Source organism: Maritimimonas sp. 2210JD6-3, assembly GCF_056591795.1.
This window is the reverse complement of the sequence record NZ_JBWQOJ010000028.1, coordinates 1-25,729: the sequence shown is the minus strand read 5'-3', so window position 1 is coordinate 25,729 and position 25,729 is coordinate 1. Positions and strand designations below refer to the sequence as shown.

Genomic DNA, 25,729 nt, shown 5'->3' with positions numbered 1-25,729 from the left:
TACTATAAATTTATAGAGCTTATGGGCGTACTTATAGACATAATAAATTGGGTTGAGGACAAACCTTCGTTTTGGCAAGAAGCAGTCAGCCGAATCATCAGAAACAAGGGTTTAACGCAAGACGATATTGATGTACTGGTGAGCATCTGTAAATTTGAGCATGGAATCATAGATTTTGACTACAAGGCTGTCAACGTGGATAAATTAAAAGAATTGGTGAGTAGTTCTGATGTACAAGAAAGCATTACGCTTTCAAAAATTAAAAACAACAAAAACATAAATGCCCTAAAGGATAATTCAGAGTTAGCGTTTTCAAACATTGGTTTGACGGGAATATATGGTGATAATGGTTCAGGAAAGTCAAGCTACGTAAGTATCTTAAAGAATACCTGTAATACCAGAGGTGAATTACCAACCATTAACTTTAACCTGTTCGACCCGGATAGCGAAACCAAAACACAATTTGCTCAAGTTGAATACATCAAGGAAGATGGATCAGGTGGTGACATTACTTGGGAGGATGATGAAATTGATAGTGTCTTATTGAAAGCTGTGGACGTTTTTGATGCCTCAAGTGCAAACCACTATGTAGAAGGCGAAGATGAGATTGCATTTATTCCATCTGGATTGACTGTTCTTGAAAAACTTGCCAATGCGTTAAATGAAGTTGAAAGTATCATCAATTCAGAAAAACAGTTACTGAATGAGAGATCTTATGATTACTCATTTTTGTTAGACGAAGTTGAAACTGAGCCTTCAAAATATCTGCGAACTTTAGATGCGCAATCCAAACAAGAAGACCTTGACGAGCTCTGCACTTATACAGATGAAGACGAGGAAAAAATAAAAGGCATTGCTGATGCAATTTCCAAATTAAAGGCCACCGATCCAGCAAAGGAGATAAAAGAAAACGATCAGCGAATAAGACGGTTCAAAGCACTTAAGACTAAGTATGAATCTCTTGAGGCTGCTTTTTCCGAAAAGGCAATGAACGCTACAAGGGATGCAATCAACAATATGGTTACGGCTTCCGAGGCATCCAAACTCGCTTCTGAAAAAGCGTTTTCAGACATGCCCATGGAGGGTATTGGCAATAACCAATGGAAAAGACTTTGGGAAAGTGCCCGTAGTTTTTACGATGGTATACACGGTGAGGATACTTTCCCGAGTACTGGTGAAGATGAAAATTGTCCGCTCTGCTTACAGGAATTGAGTGAAGAAGCAAGAAAACGATTCGGAAATTTTGAAGAGTTTGTTAAAGCTGACTTACAAGAGCAAATGGACAAAGCTGAGACGAAACTAATGGAGTTTGAAGAATACTTTTACAATCTCAACTATGATTTTTCAGAAAGCGAACCTACTATTGATGAGATTAAGGAGCTTGCCGAAGATTTTCAGGAGTTAGAACAATCTTTTTTAACCACTTTGGAAAGCAAAGGTGAAAAGGTTTCGGGTTTAATTGGGGAGATAAAGAAAGTGGATTCCATTCCTCATATTGAATTTAAGCAAAGTCCGGTGATAGTAATTGAGTCACTGATTACTGGCTTTGAAAAAATGAACGAGGAGCTTGCTAAAACATCAATTGAAAAGCAATTGATTCCGCTTGAAAAGGAATACGCGAATATGGTGGCAACCAAAAACTTGACCACCTATAAAAAGCAAATTGAGGATGAGATTAAGCGAAAGAAAAAAGTCATAGCACTCAACAACTGTACCTCTCAATGCAATACTCGTAGTGTTACCTTACTGAGCAATAGTTTGACGGAAACCTATGTCACAAATTCCTTGAAAGACAATTTCAAAGAGGAATTAAGGAAACTCGGGTTTAAAAACATTGAGGTAGCTATGGGAATCAAAGGTGTACGAGGTCGCCAGTATCACTATTTGCAACTGGATACATCTTATGGTCAGAGTGTAAGCCTAAAGGAAATTTTAAGTGAAGGTGAACATCGTTGCATATCATTGGCAACCTTCCTTTCCGAACTCTCTATTTCGGAACATAAATCTGCCATAATTTTTGATGATCCAGTTTCCTCACTTGACCATAGATGGCGAAGCAAAATAGCTCGGAGAATTGTTCAGGAGGCTGGCGAACGTCAAGTGATTGTATTCACTCACGACATCACATTTCTTATTATACTTCAGGAAGAAGCGGTTCAATTGAATTGTGATTTTGATATTAAGAGTCTTACCCGAAAGAAGACTGAAACTGGAATCCCTGCTTCAAACCCGCCTTGGGACGCTCTGCCAGTTAAGGGACGATTAGGTGAATTGAAGAATATGCAGCAAGCTCTTAAAAAAGTAGAAGACAAAGGGACTGAGGAAGAGTACAATGAGAAAGCCAAAACATTCTATGGAAAGCTCAGGGAAACTTGGGAACGCTTAATTGAAGAGCTCATTCTAAACAAAACTGTACAAAGATTTGGTAGAGCAATTCAAACTAATAGGCTTAAGAAAGTGGTTGACCTAACAGATGCTGATTACCAAAAAGTTGAAGATAATATGTCCAAGTGCTCTACTATGTTCACTGGTCATGATAGCGCAGGTGCTCTTATTGAAAGAATGCCCGATTCAGATGAAGTCAAGGCAGATATTGATATCCTTGACACTTATATTAAAGAGTTAAGGGAAAGAGGAAGGAGTTAGTCTTTCTGAATTGAGGCTATATTTTCTTTCCTTCTAATTTGCCTAGCTTTAACCTTAGAGCATTCATATCATCACTAATTTTTCTATCTAAAACTCTTGCATAAATTTGAGTTGTAGCCAACTTTGTATGACCTAATAACTTTGATACAGTTTCGATGGGAACTCCATTTGATAAGGTTACCGTCGTAGCGAATGTATGCCTGGCCATGTGAAAAGTCAGATTCTTTTTTATACCAACAGCATCTGCAATCTCTTTTAGATACAAGTTGATTTTTTCATTAGTTAGCAAGGGTAGTAATGTTTTAGAAACTACAGTTACGGGGTGGTTTGAGTACTTGTCTAAAATTATTTCTGCCTTTTCTAGTAGAGGTATTTTTACTGGGTTCTTTGTTTTTTGTCTTTTTGTAAAAATCCATCGACTACCGTCCATTCCAAGAACAATATTATTTTCAGTTAGCTTTATTAAATCGGCATAGCTAATACCAGTATAGCAGCTAAAAATAAATAAATCCCTAACCCTATCTAATCGTTCTAAAGGAAAATTATATGTTTCAAGGTTAGAAAGCTCGTTTACACTAAGAAATTCTCTTTGTGTACTCTCATACGTAGGTTTCCATCGTACAAACGGATCTCTTTCAAGCCATTCAAGATGATAAGCTAGAGTTACAATTTTCCGTAATCTTTGAATGTGTTTCATTACGGTATTATTTCCCATAGCCTTTGGATGTCCTTTAGGACAGTAACCAATAAGGAAAGTTTCAAAATCAGAAATAAACTTATAGTTCAATTGATTTAAATAGACATCATCAGTCTTTAATTTTTTCTTTAAAAATCGATTGATGTAATTTTCGGTAATACCAAAGTTTCTAATAGCTCCTGGAGCTAATGTCTTTTCAATTTTCTTATTATGATATTCAAGAATTTCCTGAAGGGTTTTTGAATTGTCATCCTTGCCGTTAAATTTTGCTTTGATAAGCTGGGCTGTGATAAGTTCTCCCTTATATTTTAATTCCTGATAGATATCATAAAGTCTTCCTTGTATTTGATTAATTTGATGATTGATTTGTTTTACTTCATTAGAGTTTCCAATAACTTTTTTGGTTTTAGTGTCCCATTGATTAATCGGAATTTTCCTTTTTAACCCAATATTTGCTCGTTTACCATTAACAGTAATTCTTGCAAACAATTCGGCATTTCCATTTGTTGAACGTGATGCATTTATCCAGAAAAGGATAGAAAAAGTGTTTGATGTCTTCATAGTTGTCATCTTTAAGGTTAAACATTAAGATGAAAGTCAAATCAACTATGCTTCGTGTTTTTGGCTAATCGGTCAACAGTGTTGACCGATTAAAAACTTGTTGACCGATTTGTTGACGTTTGGAATCAAATCAAATCAATTTAAATTATAGCCTAAATATAACGAAACCTTGCAAATCATAGATTTTGCAAGGTTTTTTATTAGTTTGGAGTTTCCTCCTAGTGACCTCGGCAGGGTTTAAACTGCCTTTTTGTGACCGCGATAGGATTCAAACCTATAACCTTCTGAGCCGTAATCAGATGCGCTATTCAGTTGCGCCACGCGGCCATTTTAGGGCTGCAAATATAAAGATGTTTTTCTAAAAACTAAAAATAAATGTAAGCTTTTATTGGTTTAGTTAACTTTCAAAAAACATAGTCATTTTTTTACTGTTTTAAGTCAACTCAAAAAGATATGACACTTTAATCGAGGGCATTTTTTGTAACATAAGCTCTCCAGCCAATAATAGCAAGCTGTAATTTTGAAGCCTTGCTTAGGTCTAACCTTCTTTTAGTGAAGCTTGGTAAAAGAATTTTATTAATTTTTGCTAATAGCTTAAATAGTTGTTTTTGCATACTACAAAATTAATAATTTAAAGAACTCCTAAATTGCTTTAGGAGTTTTTGGTTGCTATTTGTACGTTAAATAGTACAAATTGATTGGTCAGGTTGGCTTTTTCTAAAAAATTGAGAGAATCACCGTAGTAATAAGCTCAACAATAAATATAATAAATACAATCATAGGTATAAGATTTTGGTTTGAAAATTTTAGCTTTTCAATAAATTCTTATTCAGTTTATGAAGATTTTTAAATCAGGTCACATAAAAAATCAAAAATCTATGAAACTGCCTATCAAATTTTATGAATAGATCATTTTAATTCCTTCAAGTGTAAGTAATGTGTCTTGAATTTAATTTACATATGTAATGTAAAAATGAAATTAAGTTATAAAATGTAATATTTGTAGAGGTGTTTTTGTCACTTTTTTATAAAAGAGAGAGAAAATCGTTTTTTTAAAGCTATTTTTTAGGGTATTCGTTTCTCGAAAGCAAATTTTCATTCATAAAAAAGCCTCATCTTTTTTATTAAAATGAGGCTCATATTGAGTGTTAAATTGATTAATTTTTCCTTTTCTTTTTTACTTCTTTTTTAATTTCTATGGTTTTAATTTTATTAGAATCCATTTTTTTAAGCGCTTCTTTCGTCATTTTTTTACCGTTAACTATGTAAGTTACGGTAGCACCTTCGTTATCATCATCATCTTCATAAATAAAAATAGTGTCTTTATTTCCTTTACCGCTAATTTTGATGATTTCTTTTTTCGTTTTATTACCATCATCATCAATTTCTACAATTACTTCTTTACGACGCTTTATTTTTTTATGCTTGCCATCTTTGCTAGTCCAAACATGAACATTTGTATCTTCATCATGATCTCCATTGGTTTCTATATGAATAATATCTTCAGTATGACCATTACCTTTTCTTTTAATGATACGCTTTCCTCCATGGTCTGAAACACTATAGTGAAAAGAATTGTTATGGGTTGAACCAATTGACAAATGGTTGTTTTCACCATCGAATGAGATCTTTATTGGTTTTATGGGTGTATCATTGTTGGCTACATACGAGGCTGAAGCTTTTCCGTTATCTGCTTTAGCATCAACTTTAATAGCAGTAATTTCATCATCTTTATTTCTTTTGATTCCTGAAAAAGTTATCTTAAGTCCTTTTGTAGAAAATTCATCTTTGATTTTTTTCAAAGCTTCTTTAGAAGTCTTTTTAGAGATCAGTAATTCTATAATTTCTAACTTTTCTTCAATAATTACTTGTTTATTATCTGATGATTGTGCGATCGTTTTAGTATTAAATACAAGTATAAACAATAATAGAAGAGGAGCTATTAGTACTAATTTCCATTTACTTCTGTGTTTAGATTTTTCTTTGTGTAACATAAGTATTCGTTTTTTTAATAGTGAATTATAAAAATGATTTGTGAGTGCTATGTTGTAGTTAGAGACTCCTGTCTTAAGCAATAGCTTCTGATAGCTTTTTTTGCAGCTAACATGCTGTTGCGTAATCTCATCGGTAATGTACTCTAGGTTTTGAAGTAGCGCTTTCTTGTATAACCATATAAATGGGTTAAACCATTGAAAAACAGCAAATAAATGAATTAAAATAGTGTCTATTGAATGTAGATGTAAAGCATGAGTTTTTTCGTGTATAATAATTTGTTTTAATTCATTTTTTTCAAATTGATTTGGATTATATACGATATAATTGAAAAAAGAGAATGGTGTGAGGTTTTTGGCGGTTTCGATAAAAATATAACCATCTTCTTTTTTTAATGGATGTTTAAATAGAAGTAAGATTAGTGATACAAATCGTAAAATAAATTGAAACAAAAAGAGGAGCGTGCCTATGCTATAAATATAATAGATGATTTCTTTAGTGTTTAAAGTGAACGCTTTATCCATTTTTTCATTAGAGATTGAATCATTCATAATATATGAATCTGCAGTAAATTCAGGTGCTACTTCTACATAGTGAATAAAACCGATAGTTGGTATTATTAATGAAGATGCCAAGCCAAATAAGAAGAAAAAGCGAATAGTTTTAAAGTGTGTTTCGTTTTTTGAAAAGAACTTATAAACAAAATAAAAAAGAGCAATAATTGCAGATGATTTTACTAAATATTCCATAACTATTCGTTGTTTTTTTCAATAAAATTTATGATTTCCTTAAGCTCATCAACGCTTATTTTTTCATTCTTTGCGAAGAATGAAACTACATTCTTATAAGAGTTTTCAAAATAGTTATGAATCGTTTTTTTCATGTACACTTTTTTGTACTCTTCTTTTGATATAGTTGGGTAATATTGATGGGTTTTACCAAAAGCTTTATATTTTATATAACCTTTATTTTCCATATTTCTAATAATAGTTGAAATGGTATTGTAGTGAGGTTTTGGTTCGGGTAAGATTTCGATAATCTCTTTTACAAAAGCTTTTTCAAGCTTCCATAGTGCATTTAATATTTCTTCTTCTTTGTTAGTTAATTTATCCATGAATAAACGTTTGAAAACAAATATAACTATATTTTTAGTTTCATAACTATAAAAATAGTTAATTAACTAAAATTTAAGATTCAAAGCTACATTGCTATTTAAAAAATTATATTTGCTCAAAATTATCTCATGAGTATTCTCTACATTATTTTAGGTCTTATTTTATTAGTTCTGGGAGGCAACTGGTTGTTAAAAGCGGCGGTTGGTTTATCACTACAATTAAATATTCCTAAAATAGTAATAGGTATGACTGTAGTGTCTTTTGCTACTTCGGCACCTGAGCTCATTGTAAGTGTAAATTCTGCACTAGAGGGTGCTACAGGTATTGCCGTGGGGAATGTAATAGGTTCTAACATTGCAAATTTGGGATTGGTTTTAGGAGTGGTATTGATTTTAGGAAGTATGGAAATTCAGAAAAGTTTTTATAAAACCGACTGGCCAGTAATGATGATTGCTTCTGTATTGTTTTACTTTTTTATTAAAAATGACCTTATTTTACAGCGATATGAGGGGCTGATTTTATTTACAATGCTTATAGCATTTTTGATTTATTTACTACGCTTTCAAAAACCCGCTGTAGTTGATGAAATGCCTGAAGATGATGAAGTTTTATCCTTACACAAGATTGTACTGTTTTTAGCTATCGGAGGTGTAGCATTATGGGGAGGCTCAGAATTATTAGTTGATGGAGCAAAAACACTAGCAAGAGGTTTAGGGGTTAGCGAAGCTATAATTGGGGTTACTGTTGTTTCTGTAGGTACAAGCGTACCCGAACTGGCAGCTTCTATTATTGCGGTTATCAAAAAGGAAAAGGCAATATCTCTGGGTAATTTAATCGGCTCAAATGTGTTTAATATTTTGGCTGTTTTAGGCATTACTTCAATGATAACTCCTGTTGAAGTTAAGCCTGATGATATAAGCTTGCTTACTAACGATATTTACTGGATGTTAGCGATTTCTTTTATAATATTGCCTTTGGTATTTATCCCTAGAGGAATGCGATTGAACTGGAAAGACGGAATTCTACTATTAGGAATTTATATTATATTTATATACCTAACAATTACCTAACAAAAAAGCCAATTTTAAAATTGGCTTTTTTGTTAGGTAAAGTATTTGAATTTGTAAATGTCAAACTGTTGCTTCTACATTAGCACTTTTTACCGTTTCAATAATTCTACCAGCAACTTTGTATGGGTCAGCGTTAGAAGCAGGCCTTCTGTCTTCTAAATATCCTTTCCAGCCATTTTCAACTGTTAAAATAGGAATACGAATAGAAGCACCTCTATCAGAAATACCATAGCTAAAGTCAGAAACATGCGCAGTTTCGTGTAAGCCAGTTAAACGCTCATCATTAAATTCACCATATACATCAATATGTTCATCTTTTACAGGTCTAAACGCTTCACAAATCTTCATGTAAGTTTCTTTACTTCCGCAAGTTCTTAGTAAAGTGTTAGAAAAATTAGCGTGCATACCAGAACCATTCCAATCACCTTTTATTGGTTTAGGATGATATTCAGTATAATAACCATATTTTTCACATAATCTATCTAATAAGTAACGACCAATCCAAATTTCATCACCAGCTTTTTTAGCACCTTTCGCAAACAATTGAAATTCCCATTGTCCACAAGCTACTTCTTGGTTAATGCCTTCAAAAATTAAACCTGCTTCAATACAAAGATCTGCATGCTCCTCTACAACATCTCTACCATGTGTGTTTTTTCCACCAACAGAACAATAGTACATTCCTTGTGGCCCCGGATATCCTCCAATAGGGAAACCTAAAGGTAATTGCGTGTGCGTATCCATAATGAAGTATTCTTGCTCAAAACCAAACCAAAAATCATTATCATCATCATCAATTTTAGCTCTGTGATTTGTTTCATGCGGAGTTCCGTCAGCATTTAAAACTTCTGTCATTACTAAAAATCCATTGTCTCTTGCTGGGTCTGGATAAATAGCAACGGGTTTTAGTAAAAGGTCAGACGAACCGCCTTCTGCTTGCTTGGTAGAAGAACCATCAAAAGACCAAATAGGACAATCTTCTAATTTTTCATTAAAATCAGCAACTACTTTGGTTTTACTACGCATATTTTGTGTCGGATAATAACCATCTAACCAAATGTATTCAAGTTTAGTTTTACTCATAACTTAATTTTTATTTATTTGAACCCTGCAAAAATGAATATTTTTTACTTAACAATAAAATTTAGTAGGGTATTTTTTGTTAAAATTACATAAATAATAAAATCACCCCTATATTTTTTAGGGTATATCAAAAAATAAAGTAAAAATTAGTAATTTTGCCCCTCAGTTATAAAATAAAACTTATGTCTAGAATACGATTTGATGCTTTAAGAGAAACTTTTAACCGAAAACCTTTAGAGCTACCTGCCGATAAAAGGAGGTCAGAAATATTTGCTAACAATGTATTTAATGAAAATGCCATGCGTCAATTTTTAGCTAAAGATGCTTATTCAAGTGTTATGAATGCTATTAAATTAGGTACAAAAATAAATAGAAATATAGCCGATAGTATTTCTACGGGAATGAAAGAATGGGCAATTTCTAAAGGTGCAACACATTATACGCATTGGTTTCAACCCTTAACAGGTGCCACAGCAGAAAAGCATGATGCTTTTTTCGAACCCATCGAAGGAGGAAGGGCCATAGAAAAATTTGGAGGAGGGCAATTGGTTCAACAAGAACCAGACGCGTCTAGTTTTCCCAATGGAGGCATAAGAAATACATTTGAAGCACGAGGTTATACAGCATGGGACCCAACATCTCCAGCCTTTCTTTATGGTACTACCTTATGTATTCCTACGGTATTTGTAGCATATACAGGTGAAGCATTAGATAATAAAGCACCATTATTAAGGGCTTTACAGGCTGTAGATAGTGCAGCTACTGCTGTTGCAAAATATTTTGATAAAAATGTCACTAAGGTCAATGCTACCTTAGGATGGGAACAAGAATATTTTTTAATAGATAATGCACTCGCAGCATCTAGACCAGATATTACCTTAACAGGAAGAACCTTGCTTGGACATTCTCCAGCAAAAGGACAACAATTAGATGATCATTATTTTGGTTCTATTCCAAATAGAGTAATGAGTTTTATGCGAGATCTTGAGCATGAGTGTATGTTATTAGGGATTCCTGTGAAAACGCGTCATAACGAGGTGGCTCCTAATCAATTTGAATTGGCCCCTATCTTTGAAGAGGTTAATTTGGCTGTTGATCATAACTCACTTTTGATGGATGTAATGAGTAAAATTGCCAAACGTCATCATTTTAAAGTGTTGTTTCATGAAAAGCCTTTTGCAGGCATTAATGGTTCAGGTAAGCATAATAATTGGTCACTGGCAACAGATACGGGTGTAAATCTATTGAGTCCAGGTAAAACACCAATGAGTAATTTACAATTTTTAACATTTTTTATTAATACGATAAAAGCTGTACATGATTATGAAGAATTAATTAGAGCCGCTATTGCAAGTGCAAGTAATGATCATCGTTTAGGTGCTAATGAAGCGCCACCTGCTATTATTTCTGTATTTATAGGTTCTCAGCTTTCAGCTGTACTTGATGAGTTAGAAAATGTAACTAAGGGCAAGTTATCCCCACAAGAGAAAACAGATTTAAAATTAAATATTGTAGGGAAAATCCCTGAAATTTTATTAGACAACACAGATAGAAATAGAACATCACCTTTTGCTTTTACAGGAAATAAATTTGAGCTTCGCGCTGTAGGTTCTTTGTCAAATTGTGCAGGACCGATGACTATTTTAAACACGATTATTGCGAAGCAATTAAAAGAATTTAAAATAGAAGTAGATAAGCTTGTTGATACTAAAAACCTTAAAAAGGATGAAGCCATTTTTAATATGTTAAGAGAATATATTAAAGCATCTAAAAAAATACGTTTTGAAGGCGATGGTTACGGAGAAGCTTGGGAAAAAGAGGCAAAGAAAAGAGGTTTAAGTAACCATAAAACAACACCAGAAGCTTTAAAGATAAAAATAGCTAAAAATACGATCGAACTCTTCGAAGAAATGGCAGTGATGAATAAAGTAGAAGTAGAAGCTCGTCATGAGATAGAATTAGAAGAATATACCATGCGTATTCAGATTGAAGCTCGAGTGCTGGGTGATATTGCTAGAAACCATGTAATACCAACTGCTGTGCGTTATCAAAATACACTTATAGAAAATGTACGTGGATTAAAAGAGGTTTTCGGAGCTAACTTTAAAAAACTAGCAAAAGAGCAGATCGATTTAATCGAAAGAATATCGCATCATATAGCCGAAATCAATTCTAAGGTAGAAAAAATGATTGACGAGCGCAAAAAAGCAAATGTTATAGAAAATTCTCAGAAAAAAGCAGATGCTTATTGTAATAAGGTAAAACCTTATTTTGAAGAAATAAGATACCATTGCGATAAGTTAGAATTGATGGTAGATGATGAATTATGGCCTCTAACAAAGTATAGAGAATTATTATTTACTAGGTAATTAATTATGAAAATCCCACTCGAGTGGGATTTTTAATTTCATATAAATGAAAATACTAAGAACAAATTCAGACGACCAAGATTTTAAACTACTTGTTAAAAAACTTGATAATTATTTATCTGTGATGAATGGTGAGCATGATGCTTTTTTTAGAAAGCTTAATAAGATAGATCATTTAAAACATGTAGTATTGGCTTATAATGGTGATGAAGTTGTTGCATGTGGCGCTTTTAAAGAGTATAACAATACGACTATTGAAATAAAGAGAATGTATGTTGAACAAGCCTTTCGAAGAAAGGGATTAGCAAGAAAAATATTGTTAGAATTAGAATTTTGGGCGAAAGAGTTGGGTTTCGCAACAGTAATTTTAGAAACATCATTAGCTATGAAAGATGCAGTTTTACTTTATAAAAACTATAGATATACGCCCACTGAGAACTATGGTGAGTATATAAATGTAGAATCTAGCATTTGTTTTTCGAAATCATTAATAGATTAAAAAGAGAAAGACGTTATTTTTTGCTAATTTTAGACTTCACGAAAACTAACTTAACATGAAAAAAATAGGACTACTTCTTGCCGTACTTTTTACTTTTAATTTGAGTGCCCAAAACAAGGCAGCTAATAAACTCATTAATGATGTAGAGTCTAAAGTCATTGAATGGCGACGAGATTTTCATCAAAATCCTGAGCTATCGAATAGAGAGTTTAAAACAGCCAAAAAGATAGCTGCCCATTTAAAGAGTTTGGGCTTAGAAGTGCAAACTGGTATCGCGCATACAGGGGTAGTAGGAATTTTAAAAGGAGGGAAGTCAGGCCCTGTTATAGGTCTTCGTGCTGATATAGATGCTTTGCCAGTAACAGAAAGAACGCCAGTACCTTTTGCGTCAAAAGTAGTTAGTGAATACAATGGCATACAATCTGGCGTAATGCATGCTTGTGGGCATGATACTCATATTGCTATTTTAATGGGAACAGCTGAGGTACTTTCAAAAATGAAAAAAGATATAAAAGGTACTGTTAAATTTATTTTTCAACCCGCCGAAGAAGGTACACCACCAGGAGAAAATGGCGGCGCCAAAATGATGGTAGAAGAAGGTGTATTGAAGAATCCTGATGTAGATGCTATTTTTGGTTTGCATATAAGTGCAGGTATGAATGTTGGTGATATATCGTACAAACCAGCTGGTATTATGGCAGCATCTCAACGTTTTGTTGTTAAGGTTAAAGGAAAGCAGACACATGGCTCTCGTCCTTGGGGAGGTATTGATCCTATTGTAGTTTCTGCACAAATTATAAACGGATTGCAAACCATTATAAGTAGAGATACAGAATTAACCAAGGAAGCAGCTGTGATAACTGTTGGCTTAATTAGAGGAGGTGTTCGTAGTAATATTATTCCAGAAGAAGTAGAAATGATAGGCACTATACGAACCTTAGATTATGATATGCAAAAGAAATTAAATGATGAAATGAAAAAACGTGTGCCTGCCATTGCTGAAGCTTTTGGTGCGAAAGCTACTATAGAAATAGATAAGGGTTACCCGATTACGTATAATGATGTTAAGCTCACTGAAAAGATGTTGCCAACATTACAACGTGCCGCAGGCAAAGACAACGTGCATTTAATTAATGCGATTACGGGTGCAGAAGATTTTTCTTATTTTCAAAAGGAGATCCCAGGATTGTATTTCTTTTTAGGAGGAAAACCGATAGATGTCAAACCAGAAGATGCTGCTTCTCACCACACACCAGATTTTTATATTGATGAAAGTGGTATGAAATTAGGAGTAAAGACCTTTGTAAACTTGGTTTTTGATTACGCTAATAATTATAAAAAATAAGTATTGCCTTACTGCAATTATTTAGTTTCTTTGTAATTAAAGATAAATTATAAACAATGTTTGGATTATTTGGTAGTAAAAAAGAGTTTGGAGATGTTGAAGCATATTTAGCTAAAGAGGCTATTATCTTAGATGTTCGTACAGATGCAGAATATGAAGAAGGTCATGTTGAAGGATCAAGACACATAGTTTTAGATGATATTCCTAATCAGATTGAAGAAATAAAATCTTGGAAAAAGCCAGTAATTACCTGTTGTAGAAGCGGTGCCAGAAGTGGTCGAGCTGAAGAATTTTTAGCTGAGCATGGTATTGATGTTATTAATGGAGGCCCTTGGCAAAATGTAGATCAATATATAGAGTAAAAAGTATTAGATTGATATCTAAAAGCTTTAAAATTTCATAAATGGAAATGCTTTTTGAAGTATTTCCATTTTTTTAGTGAGCACATTTAAGAAATTTTGATGTTGCTCAGAATTTTCATTAAAAGGTCTGTGAATTAATCCTTTTTGAATGCTATTTACTTGGTTCATGGTTTGTTGTGCCTTTTCGGAAATCCAAACATGGCAAAACTTTCCCCAGATATAATTAATTGCTGTTTGATTAGGATGAATCATATCTTCAGCATAAAACCGATAGTCGCGTAATTCATCGAGCATTATTTCATAAGAAGCAAAGTAACTGATGTCACTTCGAGCGGAGTCGAGAAGTCTATGAACGCCAGCTAATAAATGCGCTTTACTACGATTATTTTCTACAAAACCATCTTTTAAGTGACGCACCGGTGAAACTGTAAATATAACAATAGTATTAGGGTTTGCACTTTTTATAAGCGCTAGAATAGCACCCAAACTTTCTGTAATTTCATTAACAGATAGTAGTTCTTTTAAAAATTTCTTTTGAGGAACTTTATGACAATTAGCAACAATAGTATCTGATTCAATATATCGATATACCCAGGCTGTACCCAGAGTAATGATAACATGAGTACATTTGTTGATTTGTTGATTTGTTAATTTGATCGATCTGTTTAAGCTTTGAAGTAGTTCTTTTTTATTAGGATTACTTAATTTAGAATTTGCTTCAAAACAATGCCATTGCTCATTTAAAAAGAAGATATCATTTTCAGTATATTCTTTTTCATTAATGGCATTTGTAATTAAATTTTCAATTGCCTTTGGATGAAATAAAATTCCGAAAGGATTTACTAAGCTTTGAAATTTGAAATAATCAAATTTGCTCTCAATATTTTCCGAAAAACAAGAACCTAATAACACTAATTTAGAATCATAATCAATTTGATTATGTTGTTGAGGCGTTAAAGGAATATTGGTTTGTAAAAGCATTTTATTCTAAGTCCAGATAAGATTTACTAATAAGGAAAAGCAATAACGAAGATTTAATGATTTCCTTATTTTCAGTTTTAAATTGAATTCTGTAATCGTGATTAAAAGAGAAAACTTTGGACTTAATTGTTGCAATTTTTACATTGTTCATGTATATAAAAGAATTAAATAATGAAAACCAATTTTTAAATTGAAAACTGTTCAAACCTACCTTAATTTTGTTTTTATTAATGATTGTAATTTCATTATTTAAATACTCAGTATTTATTTTCTTTAATACATATTCATGTGAAAACACTTTTACTTCCAATTCTAAAATCAAAATATTAGATTCATTAAAAACCCTAATAAGATCTGATTTAAATCCCCCTTTAATTAGTTTTGAATATAGTATTTTTCTAGACTGGTAATAAATATTGACATTAAAGTTTAATTCTCCTTTAGCTAGATATTCAATTAATTCAGACATTTATTTCTTAACTCAAATACTCTTTTGCTTTTACTAGTGCATCTTTAATACCGTCTGGGTTTCTACCACCTGCTGTGGCATAAAATGGTTGTCCGCCACCACCGCCATGAATCAGTTTTCCTAATTCGCGAACAACTTTACCAGCATTTAGCTGATCATTGGTGATATTTTTAGAAATATAAACCGTCAACATAGCTTTACCATCTTTTCTTGATCCGGCAACAAAAAAGAGATCATTTATTTCACCACCCAATTGAAATGCTAAATCTTTGATTGCTGTTTGATCTAAAGCAACCTCACAAGCAATAAAATTGATATTATTAATGGTCTCAACCTTAGTTTTTAAGTCATTTTTTAATGAAGAAGCTTTGTCTTTCATTAAATCCTCTAATTGTTTTTTTAGTTGCGTATTTTCTTCTTGTAAAGCTTTTACTGATGTCACAGGGCTTAGTGAACTTTTAAATAAATCTTTTATTTCGAAATAAGCTCTGTTTGTTTCAAAATAAAAATCTTTTACAGCATCATATGTAATGGCTTCGATACGACGTATTCCTGCTGCAACAGCACTTTGAGATCGAATTTTAAAATGCCAGATATCTCCAGTATTTTGTACATGCGTACCACCACAAAGTTCTATAGATTTCCCAAAACGAATGGTACGTACGGTATCACCATATTTTTCTCCAAAAAGTGCCATCGCTCCTTCTTTTTTGGCAGCTTCCATGGTAGTACTTCTATTTTCTTGAAGTGATAGTTTATTGTTGATACGTGCATTTACAAAATCTTCAACATCACGCAATTCATCGGTAGTAAGTTTTGAGAAATGCGAAAAATCAAAACGAAGATATTTAGAATGCACGGCAGAACCTTTTTGCTCTACATGTTCACCTAGTATTTCACGTAATGCTTGATGTAATAAATGGGTAGCTGTATGATTACAAGCGGTTCTAAAACGCTGCTTTTCATCAACAACTATTTTAAAAGTATCTGTAATATTTTTAGGTAGATTTTCAGCAAAATGGATGATAAGATTATTCTCTTTTTTGGTATCTACGATATAAATTACATCACCCGTTGCAGTTTCTAAATATCCTTTATCTCCCACTTGTCCACCTCCTTCAGCATAGAATGGTGTAAGGTTAAAAACCAATTGATATATATCACCATCTTTTTTTGAGGTAACTTTTCGATAGCGTGTAATTTTTACTTCTGCTTCTAATTGATCATAGCCGATAAATTCTTCTTCTAGGTCTTCAACTAAAACGTTCCAATCATCGGTTTCAACAATTGAAGCTGCTCGAGAGCGATTTTTTTGTTTTTCTAGTTCTTCATTAAAGATTTTCTCATTAAATGAATATCCTTTTTCTGAAAGGATTAGTGCAGTTAAATCTTTAGGAAATCCATACGTATCATATAATACAAATGCTTTTTCACCTGCAACTTCTTTTCCTTGTGTTTCTTTTATAATTCCGTCAAGTAATAGTAATCCTTGCTCTAAAGTCTTTAAAAATGAATGTTCTTCTTCTTTTATAACATTGGTGATTAGCTGTCGCTGTGCTTTCAACTCTGGGAAAAAATTACCCATTTCTTTACTTAAAACTTGTACAAGCTTAAAGATAAAAGGCTCTTTTTGATGTAAGAAAGTAAACCCATAACGAATAGCACGACGTAGTATTCTACGAATTACATACCCAGCACCATTGTTTGAAGGTAATTGTCCATCTGCGATAGCAAAGGCTACTGCACGTATATGGTCAGCAATCACGCGAATAGCAATATCTATTTTTTCATCTTGATTGTATTCGGTTCTCGTAATAGTTTCGACTTCTCGAATAAGTGGTGTGAATACATCAGTATCGTAATTAGAAGTTACTCCTTGCAATACCATACATAGCCGTTCAAAGCCCATGCCCGTATCGATATGCTTCGCAGGAAGTGGTTCAAGCGAACCATCGGCTTTTCTATTGTATTGCATGAATACAAGATTCCAAATTTCAACTACTTGCGGATGATCTTTATTTACAAGCTCTTTGCCAGAAACTCTTGCCTTTTCTTCATCAGATCGAATGTCAACATGAATTTCTGAACAGGGTCCAGAGGGTCCTTGCGCACCCATTTCCCAGAAATTATCTTTTTTAGTACCATTTATAATTCGATCTTCATCGATCCATTCTTTCCAGTAATCATAAGCTTCCTGATCGAAATCTAAATTATCATTTTTGTCACCTTCAAAAACGGTAACATATAAATTTTCTTTATTGATTTTATATACTTCGGTCAATAGTTCCCATGCCCAGGCAATGGCTTCTTTTTTAAAATAATCTCCAAAACTCCAATTACCTAACATCTCAAACATGGTATGGTGATAGGTATCAAGACCTACTTCTTCAAGATCATTGTGTTTACCCGAAACACGCAGACACTTTTGCGTATCAGCAATACGTTTTACTTCAGCATTTTTTTGACCTAAGAAAAATTCCTTAAAAGGAACCATCCCTGCATTTGTAAACATTAATGTAGGATCATTTTTCAAGACCATAGGTGCAGAAGGCACAATTTTATGTTCTTTAGATTTATAAAAATCTAGAAAATGCTGTCTTACTTCTTGAGATGTCATAAAGTGTTAATTAAAAGCTAAATGAAATGCCTTTTTTTATGGTTGCAAAACATTTTGTAAATTTGTTTTTCACAGACAAAAGGTAAAGGCTATTTTGAGCTTAATATAGCTGCAAAAATAGTATAATTTCATATTATGGCGAAAGTAAAATATTATTACGATTCAGACACGCTTTCTTATCGTAAAATAGAACTCAGAAAACGTGATAAGCTAAAAAAATCAATGATTTTTTTAGCAAGTTCAGTATTATTTGCTGCCTTAATAGTTTTAATTTCATTTCAATTTATAGAGTCGCCTAAAGAGAAAGCTCAAAAGCGTGAGTTAGAGAATATGAAATTACGTTATGAATTACTTGATAAAAAGATGGCACAAGCACAGACAGTTTTAGAGGGTATTCAGGAACGTGATAATAATATCTACAGAATGTATTTTGAAGCCAATCCGATACCTGAAGAGCAGAGAAAAGCAGGTTTTGGTGGTGTTAATAGATATAAGTCTTTAGAAGGTTTTGACAATTCAGACATGATTATAGAAGCTACGAAGAGTATGGATATCTTGGCAAAACAACTTTATGTGCAGTCTAAGTCACTTGATGAAATTATTAACCTTGCTGAAGATAAAGAAAAATTATTGGCAGCAATACCGGCAATTCAACCTGTAAAAAAAGAAGATCTTACGCGAGTGGCTTCAGGTTTTGGTTGGCGTTCTGACCCATTTACGAAAGCTAGAAAGCAACATAAAGGAATGGATTTTACTGCTGCCCCAGGTACGCCAATTTATGCAACAGGTAATGGTGTTGTGAAAAGAGCTGATAACAATGCTTCAGGATTTGGAGATCATATTCGTATTGATCATGGGTTCGGTTATGTGACGTTATATGCACATTTATCGAAATACAATGTAAGGAAAGGACAACGTGTAAAAAGGGGAGATCTTATCGGGTTTGTAGGCAATACAGGTAGATCGAAAGGGCCTCATTTGCATTATGAAGTACATAAAGATGGAAAACCTATAAATCCTATTAATTTCTATTACGGAAACTTATCACCAGAAGAATTTAAAGCCATGCTTAAGGCTGCCAACCAAGAAGGTCAATCATTCGATTAATGCATATAAATTTACCAGACAAACGATATTATAAAATAGGAGAAGTTGCAAAGGCTTTTAACGTAAATACATCGTTAATACGTTTTTGGGATAAGGAGTTTGATGTAATCAAACCAAAGAAAAACGCTAAAGGCAATCGTATGTTTACACCAGAAGATGTAAAGAACATTCAAATGATTTATCATTTAGTAAAAGAAAAAGGATTTACATTAGATGGGGCTAAAACCAAACTAAAACAAAACCCTGAAAAGATAAAAGATAATCATTCAATTATTGCTAGATTAGAGGCGATAAAAAATGAACTATTACAAATTAAAAATCAACTTTAAATTTATACAACTATGAAAAAATGGTTAATTCCGGTAATAATACTTGCAGTTTTAGCTTTAGGTATTTACAATTGGGCGGTAGGCTTTAATAACACCGCTGTTGAATATGAGGCCAATGCAAAAACTGAATGGGCTGATGTGGAAAGTGCTTATCAGCGAAGAAATGATCTATACAGCAGCGTTGTGAAAACTGTACAAGGAGCAGCTGATTTTGAAAGAGAAACTTTGAAAGATGTTATAGAGGCCAGAGCTAAGGCTACATCTGTTAATATAGATCCTTCTAATATTACTACAGAACAGTTAGCCAAATTTCAAGAAGCTCAAGCTGGTTTTGGTGGAGCTTTTTCTAGATTATTGGCAAGTTTTGAAAGATACCCTGAATTAAAGGCAACACAAGCTTTTAGAGATTTTCAAGCGCAACAAGAAGGTACAGAGAATAGAATTAATGTAGCTCGAGATCGCTATAACGATGCGGTAAATGTGTATGATGTGCATACCACAAAATTTCCAGGCAAGATCTTAGCTGGATGGTTTGGTTTTGGTGAGATGCCGCGTTATAAGGCAGACCCAGGTTCTGAGAAATTGCCAGATACTAGTTTCGAATTTGGTAAGAGTAAAGAATAATGTCTAAAGTCGAAGATTTTTTAACGGCTATTGAAGAGCAACGTATTATTCAATCTATTCGCGAAGCAGAGAAAAATACTTCAGGAGAAATTCGTGTACATCTTGAAAAAACTACCGAAAAAGATGCGTTAGAGCGAGCTAAGGAAGTATTCTGTTTTTTAAAAATGGATGAAACCAAGCAACAGAACGGTGTGTTGTTTTATGTGGCTGTTGATGATAAAAAGTTTTCGATACTTGGTGATAAAGGTATTAATGATGCTGTTTCAGATAGTTTCTGGAACAGCATTAAAAATAAGATAATCCACCAATTTTCTAATGGTAATTATGCCGAAGGATTACAATCTGGAATTGTTGAAACTGGTAAAAAATTAAAAGAATTTTTTCCTTTTCAACCAAATGATGAAAATGAGCTTACAGATGAAATTTCTGTAAGTTAATTTTACCTTCTATTCCATTCTTTTACATATCAATTTTTGTACTTTTGTGGTTCTCAATTGAACTCAATATATGGCTAAATTTTATGTACTCTCTGTTAAAGAGATTTATAGTGAAACACATAATGCTGTATCGATATCATTTCATATTCCTGACAATTTAAAAGAGATTTTCAGATTTATTCCTGGGCAATATATTACTATTCAAAAAGAGTTGAATGGTGAGCAAATTCGTCGTGATTATTCGATCTGTTCATCTCAAGATTCGGGATTTTTAAAAATAGGAGTAAAAGCCGTTGAGAAGGGTCTTTTTTCCCAATATGCAATAAAAGACTTGAAAGTTGGTGATGAGCTGGAAATTTCTGAACCCAGAGGTCGATTTAAATTAGAACCTAAAAATTCAAATCAAAATAAGTATTTGGCTTTTGCAGCTGGCAGTGGTATTACACCAATTTTATCAATGATTTATTCAGTTTTAGAAATCGAAACACAAAGTAAGTTTGTTTTGGTCTATGGTAACAAGACCCCTAATGATGTTATGTTTAAAAAAGATTTGGATCGCTTAAAGCAACAATATTCAGATCGCTTTTTTGTGCATTACGTTTTTAGTCAAGTTACTGAAGAAGACCATCATGGTAGAATAAATGAAACCATTGTTAATAGCATGCTAAATGATCACTATAAAAGCTTCGATTTTGAAAGTTACTATTTATGTGGCCCTGAACCTATGATAAACTTGGTGAAAGAGACTTTACTTAAAAATAGTGTCGTTAATGATAAAATTCACTTTGAATTATTTACAGTAGCTGCTGAAGATGTTGATGACGCTGAAGAAGTGCAAGAAAATTTAGAAGGAGAAACTTCAATAACAGTGTTATTAGATGATGAGGAAGAAGTATTTGTAATGAAAAACGAACATACTATTTTAGATGCTGTTCTTTTGCAAGGATTAGATGCTCCTTATTCTTGTCAAGGAGGTATTTGTAGCAGTTGTATTGCAAAAGTGACCGAAGGTAAAGCAGTCATGGAAAAGAACTCTATCTTAGATGAAACTGAGGTTGAGGAAGGGTTGATACTGACTTGCCAAGCACATCCAGTTACTAAAAAAATCGTGATTGATTACGACGATGTTTAAAAAGCCATAATGCACGATATTTTAAATGCCATACCTTTTGGAGTAGCACTAGCCTTTATGATTGGACCTGTGTTTTTTGTATTATTAGAAACAAGTGCTATTAAAGGATTTAGAGCCGCGCTAGCTTTTGATCTAGGGGTTATTATCGCAGATATAATTTTTATCTATGTTGCTTATTACGGCAGTAGAACTTTACTAGAGCGCATTAAGGATGACCCTAGATTATTTATTTTGGGAGGGAGTCTTTTGTTTATATATGGGCTGTCTATTTTATATAAAAAACGCAAGCCGATCATCACAGATGAAAACTTGGTTATCGTAGAAAAAAATAATTATATAAAACTCTTTATAAAGGGTTTTTTCTTGAACTTTATAAACGTAGGAGTATTGGCGTTTTGGTTGGGTATGGTGGTAGTAATTGGTCCGAATTTAGAGATGAATGATTCGAGAATATTCACCTATTTTGCTACCATTATAATTGCCTATTTTGTTACTGATCTTATTAAAATTTTATTGGCGAAACAATTGAGAAGGAAAATGACACCTAATGTTATTTATAAGATTAAACGAGGTATGGGTATTGCCCTCATGATATTCGGATTGGTATTAGCAGCAAAAGGATTATTGCCAGAAGAAGCTTCACAGCGAATTGATAATGTAATTGAAGAGCAAGTAAATTTGCCTGATGAAAAGTAATATGATTATTACAATTTCTTCGGTGGTTAAATTAAAACTCATAACAAGTATCGATCATCAATTATTATTTAATTTGATGTCAGAAATTTATCCACCAGCTTACGAACACTATTGGAGTGATGGAGGTAATTGGTATATTAACTCTCAATATGCAAAAGATAATTTATTAAGTGAACTATCAGAAGACAATCAATTCTATTACTTTGTGCTTTATAGAGATAAAGTAGTGGGAATTTTAAGATTGTTATTTGATCAAGAACTAAAGAGTCTTAAAAAAAGAAAAGCCGTAAAACTACATCGTATCTACTTGCATCAAAAAGTACAAGGATTGGGATTGGGTAAATTATTACTGAGCTATACTGAGTCAATTGTAAAAGAAAATGATTATCAGTTATTATGGTTGGAAGTTATGGAAAAACAACCACAAGCGTTTAATTTCTATAAAAAATTAGGTTATAAAATAGCTGATAAATATACATATGATAAAGAACTGCTATTTGAAGAATATCGCCCTATGTTAGCAGTTTATAAAGATATTATATAAGGTTACATTCCTGTACTACCAAAACCACCTTTACCACGTTCTGTTTCATCTAATATACTTACTTCTTTCCAAGTTGCCTGCTCATATTTAGCAATAACCAATTGAGCGATGCGTTCACCATCATTGATAACAAAATCTTCATTAGATAAATTTACTAAAATCACACCAATCTCTCCACGATAATCAGCATCTATGGTTCCGGGAGCATTTAATACAGTTATACCCTTTTTAGCTGCCAATCCACTACGAGGTCGTACTTGTGCTTCGAATCCTGCAGGTAGCGCCATAAATAATCCTGTTTTTACAATGGCACGTTCTAGAGGTTTAAGAGTAACGGGTTCGTTTATATTTGCACGTAAATCCATTCCAGCGGAAGCTAAAGTTTCATAATGAGGCAATGCATGTTTAGACTTGTTGATAATTTCTATGGTCATTTTTTAAAAATGCTTTTAAGTTCTTTTTGTTCATTAAAAAATATGAGTCCTGCAAAAGCAGCAACGAATAGTGTAGATACTATATAATTCTCTTTAAAAAGATAAAATGATGTAAATGATAAAGCCGTTGCAACTAATAAGTATAAAAGTATAGTATCAAACTTATAGGGTACTTTGTAATATTTTTTACCATAAAAATAGGAGATAAGGCACATACTTCCGTAGGCAACTAAAGTTACCCATGCGGAAGCCATGTATCCATAGGATTCAATCAATAATAGATTTAATCCAATGGTCAAGATTGCTCCTAAAACAGAAAAATACATGCCATATTTTGTTCTATCTGTGAGTTTATACCAAACTGATAAGTTATGGTAAACGCCTAAAAATAAATTCGCCAATAAAATGATAGGTACGATTGCTAATGCTTCGAAATATTCTGGTCTTGCTAATAATATATTTGCTGGAATATTGATATAAACCACAACCAATAACATAAAAAATGCACCAATAATAGTAAACCATTTCATAATAATAGCGTAGGTTTCTTTAGCATTTTCTTTACTTGCTTCATTAAAAAAGAAAGGTTCGGCACCCAAACGAAAAGCCATTACATATAGTGTCATAAACACGCCCAATTTATAACAAGCAGCATAAACACCCATTTGGTCATCACCAATTTCATCTCTTAACAAGAGTTTGTCTAGGTTTTCATTTGTTATATACGCTAAAGTCCCTATCATAATTGGGATGCCATAGTGTAACATCTTGCGTAGCATTTTGGTATCAAATTGAAACTTGAATCGAAACATATAAGGTAACAACATTAAAAATGTGGCAAAGCTGGCAATTAAATTTGCTATGAAAATATAAACTACGGTAGGTGTATTCTGATGGTGATTTACTAAAAATTTGGGCAATGCAATTTTAGCCTCTAGTGCATAAGGTACAAACCATAAAAAGAATAGATTAAAGAATGCATAAATTAAAATATTAGCAATCTTAAAAGATGCGAACTTTATAGGTTTGTTGGTAACACGTAAATAGGCATAGGGTATCACAACAAAGGTGTCAAAAGCAGTTACTAAGGTGAGTATTTTTAAATGTTGCGGATTGGCAAACCCTAGCCATTGCGCGAATTGATCATTAAAAATAAGTAGTGTAATTAAAAATAGTGTTACCGTGGTCACCAACGTGAAAAAAGATGTAGAAACTACTTTTCCTTTTTCCTTTTCTTTAGTAAAAAATCGAAAGAATGCGGTTTCTAATCCGAAGGTTAAAAATCCAATGAAATATGCTGCAAATACAAAATACCAAGTATTTTCGGCAAATTTATCGGTTTCTAGCGTGTCTGTATGTAATCTAGTTAAAAGGATGTTTATTGCTCTGGGTAAAACAGCAGCAACTCCATAGATGATGGTATCTTTTAAAAATCCTTTAAGTGAACTCAAGTTGAATTTGGATTAATAGGCATCCCTTTTGGGAAATGTTTCACAAATATAAAAGAAAAACCCTCACCAGAAAGGTAAGGGTTTTTAATCTATGTTTAAAAAATCTTAAGCTTCAAAAGGTTCAATTGAAACGTATGATTTATTATCTCTTTTTTTGGTAAACTTTACCAATCCATCAACTTGAGCATGTAACGTATGGTCTTTACCCATATATACATTTTCTCCTGGATGATGTTGTGTACCTCTTTGGCGTACTAAAATATTACCTGCAATAGCAGCTTGACCACCAAAAATCTTCACACCTAATCGTTTCGATTCTGATTCTCTACCGTTTTTAGAACTACCAACTCCTTTTTTATGAGCCATAATCTTAAGGTTTTATTTTGTTAAACTTAACGAAAAAAGCAATTAAGCTTTTCCGCCATCTAATTTATCTTGTAATGTTTGTAATGCATCCCACTTACCATCAGCAGCTAAAGCAGCTTGTTCTGGCCAAGTATCTGTAACATGATTTCCTCTTACATCAGCGATGATTTCCGAAATTTTTGCAGGTTTAGTTTTCGCTAATTCAGCAAAAGTCGCAACACCAGCAGCTACTAAAGTTTCTGCAATTTTCGGACCAATACCTTCAATTTTCTTTAAGTCATCTGCTTTAGTGGTGGTCTTTTTAGCTGGAGTCTTTTTCTCAGTAGTTACTGCCGCTTTTTCTTCTTTCTTAGGAGCAGCTTCTTTTTTAGCAGTTTTCTTAGCACCACTAGTTACAATACTTTCAATCTGAATTTCAGATAAATATTGTCTATGACCATTTTTTACTTTGTAACCTTTTCTACGTTTTTTCTTAAAAACGATTACTTTATCACCTTTTAGGTGTTTTAGAATTTTTGCAGTCACCGCTGCACCATCTATAGCTGGGGCGCCAATAGTTACGCTACCGTTGTCTACTAAAAGAACGTTATCAAAAGTTACTTTTGAGCCTTCTTTTTCTTGTAAACGATTAACGAAAACTTTTTGATCTTTAGCTACTTTAAATTGCTGCCCTGCTATCTCTACAATTGCGTACATAATTTAAATTTTATTTCGCTTAATTAAAAATGAGTGCAAATATAAGCTTATTCTCTAGATTAACAATAGCTTAAGATAAAAAAATAGTCTTTATTTTTTACTAGCTA

25 protein-coding genes and 1 tRNA gene are annotated in these 25,729 nt (G+C 32.9%); 13 read left to right on the top strand and 13 right to left on the bottom strand.

Annotated elements, in window-relative coordinates; translation table 11 throughout:
* The first annotated feature begins 21 nt into the window (after positions 1 to 21).
* The gene (locus tag AC1EUY_RS11810; protein WP_480195746.1) at positions 22 to 2,646 is read left to right on the top strand and encodes an AAA family ATPase; all 2,625 of its coding nucleotides are present in this window, start codon (positions 22 to 24) and stop codon (positions 2,644 to 2,646) included.
* A 16-nt stretch (positions 2,647 to 2,662) separates the two neighbouring features.
* Here the strand turns inward: AC1EUY_RS11810 and AC1EUY_RS11805 are convergent, their stop codons facing one another.
* From AC1EUY_RS11805 to AC1EUY_RS11785, 5 genes are all read right to left on the bottom strand, one after another.
* The gene (locus AC1EUY_RS11805) at positions 2,663 to 3,904 is read right to left on the bottom strand and encodes a site-specific integrase (protein ID WP_480195745.1); all 1,242 of its coding nucleotides are present in this window, start codon (positions 3,902 to 3,904) and stop codon (positions 2,663 to 2,665) included.
* 253 nt (positions 3,905 to 4,157) lie between these two features.
* A tRNA-Arg gene (locus tag AC1EUY_RS11800) sits at positions 4,158 to 4,231 on the bottom strand.
* Positions 4,232 to 4,365: 134 nt separating this feature from the next.
* Entirely contained in the window at positions 4,366 to 4,518 is a 153-nt protein-coding gene (locus AC1EUY_RS11795; RefSeq protein ID WP_480195744.1) for an SsrA-binding protein, read from the bottom strand.
* Positions 4,519 to 5,061: 543 nt separating this feature from the next.
* Positions 5,062 to 6,645, bottom strand: coding sequence for a M56 family metallopeptidase (locus tag AC1EUY_RS11790; RefSeq protein ID WP_480195743.1), 1,584 nt, complete (start codon positions 6,643 to 6,645; stop codon positions 5,062 to 5,064).
* A 2-nt stretch (positions 6,646 to 6,647) separates the two neighbouring features.
* The gene (locus tag AC1EUY_RS11785) at positions 6,648 to 7,010 is read right to left on the bottom strand and encodes a BlaI/MecI/CopY family transcriptional regulator (protein WP_480195742.1); all 363 of its coding nucleotides are present in this window, start codon (positions 7,008 to 7,010) and stop codon (positions 6,648 to 6,650) included.
* A 129-nt stretch (positions 7,011 to 7,139) separates the two neighbouring features.
* On the opposite strand from AC1EUY_RS11785, the gene AC1EUY_RS11780 reads away from it, so the two are divergent.
* On the top strand, positions 7,140 to 8,081 hold the full coding sequence (locus AC1EUY_RS11780) for a calcium/sodium antiporter (RefSeq protein WP_480195741.1): 942 nt from the start codon (positions 7,140 to 7,142) through the stop codon (positions 8,079 to 8,081).
* A gap of 60 nt (positions 8,082 to 8,141) precedes the next feature.
* On the opposite strand, the gene AC1EUY_RS11775 is transcribed toward AC1EUY_RS11780, so the two are convergent.
* The gene (locus AC1EUY_RS11775) at positions 8,142 to 9,164 is read right to left on the bottom strand and encodes a glutamine synthetase beta-grasp domain-containing protein (protein ID WP_480195740.1); all 1,023 of its coding nucleotides are present in this window, start codon (positions 9,162 to 9,164) and stop codon (positions 8,142 to 8,144) included.
* Between the two features lie 182 nt (positions 9,165 to 9,346).
* Here AC1EUY_RS11775 and AC1EUY_RS11770 point away from each other — a divergent pair, with 182 nt between their 5' ends.
* The 4 genes from AC1EUY_RS11770 to AC1EUY_RS11755 are packed head-to-tail and all read left to right on the top strand — an operon-like array spanning position 9,347 to position 13,739.
* The gene (locus AC1EUY_RS11770; RefSeq protein ID WP_480195739.1) at positions 9,347 to 11,533 is read left to right on the top strand and encodes a glutamine synthetase III family protein; all 2,187 of its coding nucleotides are present in this window, start codon (positions 9,347 to 9,349) and stop codon (positions 11,531 to 11,533) included.
* 46 nt (positions 11,534 to 11,579) lie between these two features.
* Entirely contained in the window at positions 11,580 to 12,032 is a 453-nt protein-coding gene (locus AC1EUY_RS11765; RefSeq protein ID WP_480195738.1) for a GNAT family N-acetyltransferase, read from the top strand.
* A 55-nt stretch (positions 12,033 to 12,087) separates the two neighbouring features.
* Entirely contained in the window at positions 12,088 to 13,377 is a 1,290-nt protein-coding gene (locus AC1EUY_RS11760) for an amidohydrolase (protein ID WP_480195737.1), read from the top strand.
* Between the two features lie 56 nt (positions 13,378 to 13,433).
* Positions 13,434 to 13,739, top strand: a complete 306-nt coding sequence (locus AC1EUY_RS11755; RefSeq protein ID WP_480195736.1) for a rhodanese-like domain-containing protein — start codon at positions 13,434 to 13,436, stop codon at positions 13,737 to 13,739.
* Positions 13,740 to 13,766: 27 nt separating this feature from the next.
* On the opposite strand, the gene AC1EUY_RS11750 is transcribed toward AC1EUY_RS11755, so the two are convergent.
* Genes AC1EUY_RS11750 through alaS form a run of 3 tightly spaced genes read right to left on the bottom strand, consistent with a single transcriptional unit; the run spans position 13,767 to position 17,806 of the window.
* A complete protein-coding gene (locus AC1EUY_RS11750) occupies positions 13,767 to 14,720 on the bottom strand; it encodes a GSCFA domain-containing protein (RefSeq protein ID WP_480195735.1) in 954 nt (317 codons plus the stop codon).
* Between the two features lies 1 nt (position 14,721).
* The gene (locus AC1EUY_RS11745) at positions 14,722 to 15,189 is read right to left on the bottom strand and encodes a hypothetical protein (RefSeq protein ID WP_480195734.1); all 468 of its coding nucleotides are present in this window, start codon (positions 15,187 to 15,189) and stop codon (positions 14,722 to 14,724) included.
* A gap of 7 nt (positions 15,190 to 15,196) precedes the next feature.
* Entirely contained in the window at positions 15,197 to 17,806 is a 2,610-nt protein-coding gene (gene alaS, locus AC1EUY_RS11740) for an alanine--tRNA ligase (RefSeq protein WP_480195733.1), read from the bottom strand.
* A gap of 135 nt (positions 17,807 to 17,941) precedes the next feature.
* Here alaS and AC1EUY_RS11735 point away from each other — a divergent pair, with 135 nt between their 5' ends.
* From AC1EUY_RS11735 to AC1EUY_RS11705, 7 genes are all read left to right on the top strand, one after another.
* The gene (locus AC1EUY_RS11735; protein WP_480195732.1) at positions 17,942 to 18,913 is read left to right on the top strand and encodes a peptidoglycan DD-metalloendopeptidase family protein; all 972 of its coding nucleotides are present in this window, start codon (positions 17,942 to 17,944) and stop codon (positions 18,911 to 18,913) included.
* Positions 18,913 to 19,242 carry a MerR family transcriptional regulator gene (locus AC1EUY_RS11730; protein WP_480195731.1) on the top strand — a complete coding sequence of 110 codons (330 nt, stop codon included), beginning with the start codon at positions 18,913 to 18,915 and terminating at the stop codon, positions 19,240 to 19,242. Before AC1EUY_RS11735 ends, AC1EUY_RS11730 begins: the two co-directional genes overlap by 1 nt.
* Positions 19,243 to 19,254: 12 nt before the next feature.
* The gene (locus tag AC1EUY_RS11725; protein WP_480195730.1) at positions 19,255 to 19,866 is read left to right on the top strand and encodes a LemA family protein; all 612 of its coding nucleotides are present in this window, start codon (positions 19,255 to 19,257) and stop codon (positions 19,864 to 19,866) included.
* Complete coding sequence (locus AC1EUY_RS11720; protein WP_480195729.1) at positions 19,866 to 20,303, top strand: TPM domain-containing protein; 438 nt, start codon at positions 19,866 to 19,868, stop codon at positions 20,301 to 20,303. The genes AC1EUY_RS11725 and AC1EUY_RS11720 overlap by 1 nt, the downstream gene beginning before the upstream one ends.
* A 70-nt stretch (positions 20,304 to 20,373) precedes the next feature.
* The gene (locus AC1EUY_RS11715; RefSeq protein WP_480195728.1) at positions 20,374 to 21,435 is read left to right on the top strand and encodes a 2Fe-2S iron-sulfur cluster-binding protein; all 1,062 of its coding nucleotides are present in this window, start codon (positions 20,374 to 20,376) and stop codon (positions 21,433 to 21,435) included.
* A 9-nt stretch (positions 21,436 to 21,444) separates the two neighbouring features.
* Positions 21,445 to 22,131: a LysE family translocator gene (locus AC1EUY_RS11710; protein ID WP_480195727.1), complete on the top strand. Its 687-nt coding sequence runs from the start codon at positions 21,445 to 21,447 to the stop codon at positions 22,129 to 22,131.
* Positions 22,121 to 22,675, top strand: coding sequence for a GNAT family N-acetyltransferase (locus tag AC1EUY_RS11705; protein ID WP_480195726.1), 555 nt, complete (start codon positions 22,121 to 22,123; stop codon positions 22,673 to 22,675). The genes AC1EUY_RS11710 and AC1EUY_RS11705 overlap by 11 nt, the downstream gene beginning before the upstream one ends.
* Positions 22,676 to 22,677: 2 nt before the next feature.
* Here AC1EUY_RS11705 and dut read toward each other — a convergent pair whose 3' ends face one another.
* The 4 genes from dut to rplU form a co-directional block, all read right to left on the bottom strand.
* Positions 22,678 to 23,109: a dUTP diphosphatase gene (dut, locus tag AC1EUY_RS11700; RefSeq protein WP_480195725.1), complete on the bottom strand. Its 432-nt coding sequence runs from the start codon at positions 23,107 to 23,109 to the stop codon at positions 22,678 to 22,680.
* Positions 23,106 to 24,560, bottom strand: a complete 1,455-nt coding sequence (locus AC1EUY_RS11695) for an oligosaccharide flippase family protein (RefSeq protein ID WP_480195724.1) — start codon at positions 24,558 to 24,560, stop codon at positions 23,106 to 23,108. Before AC1EUY_RS11695 ends, dut begins: the two co-directional genes overlap by 4 nt.
* Before the next feature lie 105 nt (positions 24,561 to 24,665).
* The gene (rpmA, locus tag AC1EUY_RS11690; RefSeq protein WP_480195723.1) at positions 24,666 to 24,926 is read right to left on the bottom strand and encodes a 50S ribosomal protein L27; all 261 of its coding nucleotides are present in this window, start codon (positions 24,924 to 24,926) and stop codon (positions 24,666 to 24,668) included.
* 42 nt (positions 24,927 to 24,968) lie between these two features.
* Complete coding sequence (gene rplU / locus AC1EUY_RS11685) at positions 24,969 to 25,622, bottom strand: 50S ribosomal protein L21 (protein ID WP_480195722.1); 654 nt, start codon at positions 25,620 to 25,622, stop codon at positions 24,969 to 24,971.
* Positions 25,623 to 25,729: the final 107 nt, after the last annotated feature.

Coding starts and splice junctions, on each gene's coding strand:
- AC1EUY_RS11750 (WP_480195735.1), bottom strand. CDS start 14,720: ATGCTTTTACAAACCAATATTCCTTTAACGCCTCAACAACATAATCAA.
- alaS (WP_480195733.1), bottom strand. CDS start 17,806: ATGACATCTCAAGAAGTAAGACAGCATTTTCTAGATTTTTATAAATCT.
- AC1EUY_RS11725 (WP_480195730.1), top strand. CDS start 19,255: ATGAAAAAATGGTTAATTCCGGTAATAATACTTGCAGTTTTAGCTTTA.
- AC1EUY_RS11760 (WP_480195737.1), top strand. CDS start 12,088: ATGAAAAAAATAGGACTACTTCTTGCCGTACTTTTTACTTTTAATTTG.
- AC1EUY_RS11730 (WP_480195731.1), top strand. CDS start 18,913: ATGCATATAAATTTACCAGACAAACGATATTATAAAATAGGAGAAGTT.
- AC1EUY_RS11770 (WP_480195739.1), top strand. CDS start 9,347: ATGTCTAGAATACGATTTGATGCTTTAAGAGAAACTTTTAACCGAAAA.
- AC1EUY_RS11705 (WP_480195726.1), top strand. CDS start 22,121: ATGAAAAGTAATATGATTATTACAATTTCTTCGGTGGTTAAATTAAAA.
- AC1EUY_RS11720 (WP_480195729.1), top strand. CDS start 19,866: ATGTCTAAAGTCGAAGATTTTTTAACGGCTATTGAAGAGCAACGTATT.
- AC1EUY_RS11775 (WP_480195740.1), bottom strand. CDS start 9,164: ATGAGTAAAACTAAACTTGAATACATTTGGTTAGATGGTTATTATCCG.
- AC1EUY_RS11790 (WP_480195743.1), bottom strand. CDS start 6,645: ATGGAATATTTAGTAAAATCATCTGCAATTATTGCTCTTTTTTATTTT.
- rplU (WP_480195722.1), bottom strand. CDS start 25,622: ATGTACGCAATTGTAGAGATAGCAGGGCAGCAATTTAAAGTAGCTAAA.
- dut (WP_480195725.1), bottom strand. CDS start 23,109: ATGACCATAGAAATTATCAACAAGTCTAAACATGCATTGCCTCATTAT.
- AC1EUY_RS11735 (WP_480195732.1), top strand. CDS start 17,942: ATGGCGAAAGTAAAATATTATTACGATTCAGACACGCTTTCTTATCGT.
- AC1EUY_RS11715 (WP_480195728.1), top strand. CDS start 20,374: ATGGCTAAATTTTATGTACTCTCTGTTAAAGAGATTTATAGTGAAACA.
- AC1EUY_RS11765 (WP_480195738.1), top strand. CDS start 11,580: ATGAAAATACTAAGAACAAATTCAGACGACCAAGATTTTAAACTACTT.
- rpmA (WP_480195723.1), bottom strand. CDS start 24,926: ATGGCTCATAAAAAAGGAGTTGGTAGTTCTAAAAACGGTAGAGAATCA.
- AC1EUY_RS11805 (WP_480195745.1), bottom strand. CDS start 3,904: ATGAAGACATCAAACACTTTTTCTATCCTTTTCTGGATAAATGCATCA.
- AC1EUY_RS11755 (WP_480195736.1), top strand. CDS start 13,434: ATGTTTGGATTATTTGGTAGTAAAAAAGAGTTTGGAGATGTTGAAGCA.
- AC1EUY_RS11745 (WP_480195734.1), bottom strand. CDS start 15,189: ATGTCTGAATTAATTGAATATCTAGCTAAAGGAGAATTAAACTTTAAT.
- AC1EUY_RS11780 (WP_480195741.1), top strand. CDS start 7,140: ATGAGTATTCTCTACATTATTTTAGGTCTTATTTTATTAGTTCTGGGA.
- AC1EUY_RS11795 (WP_480195744.1), bottom strand. CDS start 4,518: ATGCAAAAACAACTATTTAAGCTATTAGCAAAAATTAATAAAATTCTT.
- AC1EUY_RS11785 (WP_480195742.1), bottom strand. CDS start 7,010: ATGGATAAATTAACTAACAAAGAAGAAGAAATATTAAATGCACTATGG.
- AC1EUY_RS11710 (WP_480195727.1), top strand. CDS start 21,445: ATGCACGATATTTTAAATGCCATACCTTTTGGAGTAGCACTAGCCTTT.
- AC1EUY_RS11810 (WP_480195746.1), top strand. CDS start 22: ATGGGCGTACTTATAGACATAATAAATTGGGTTGAGGACAAACCTTCG.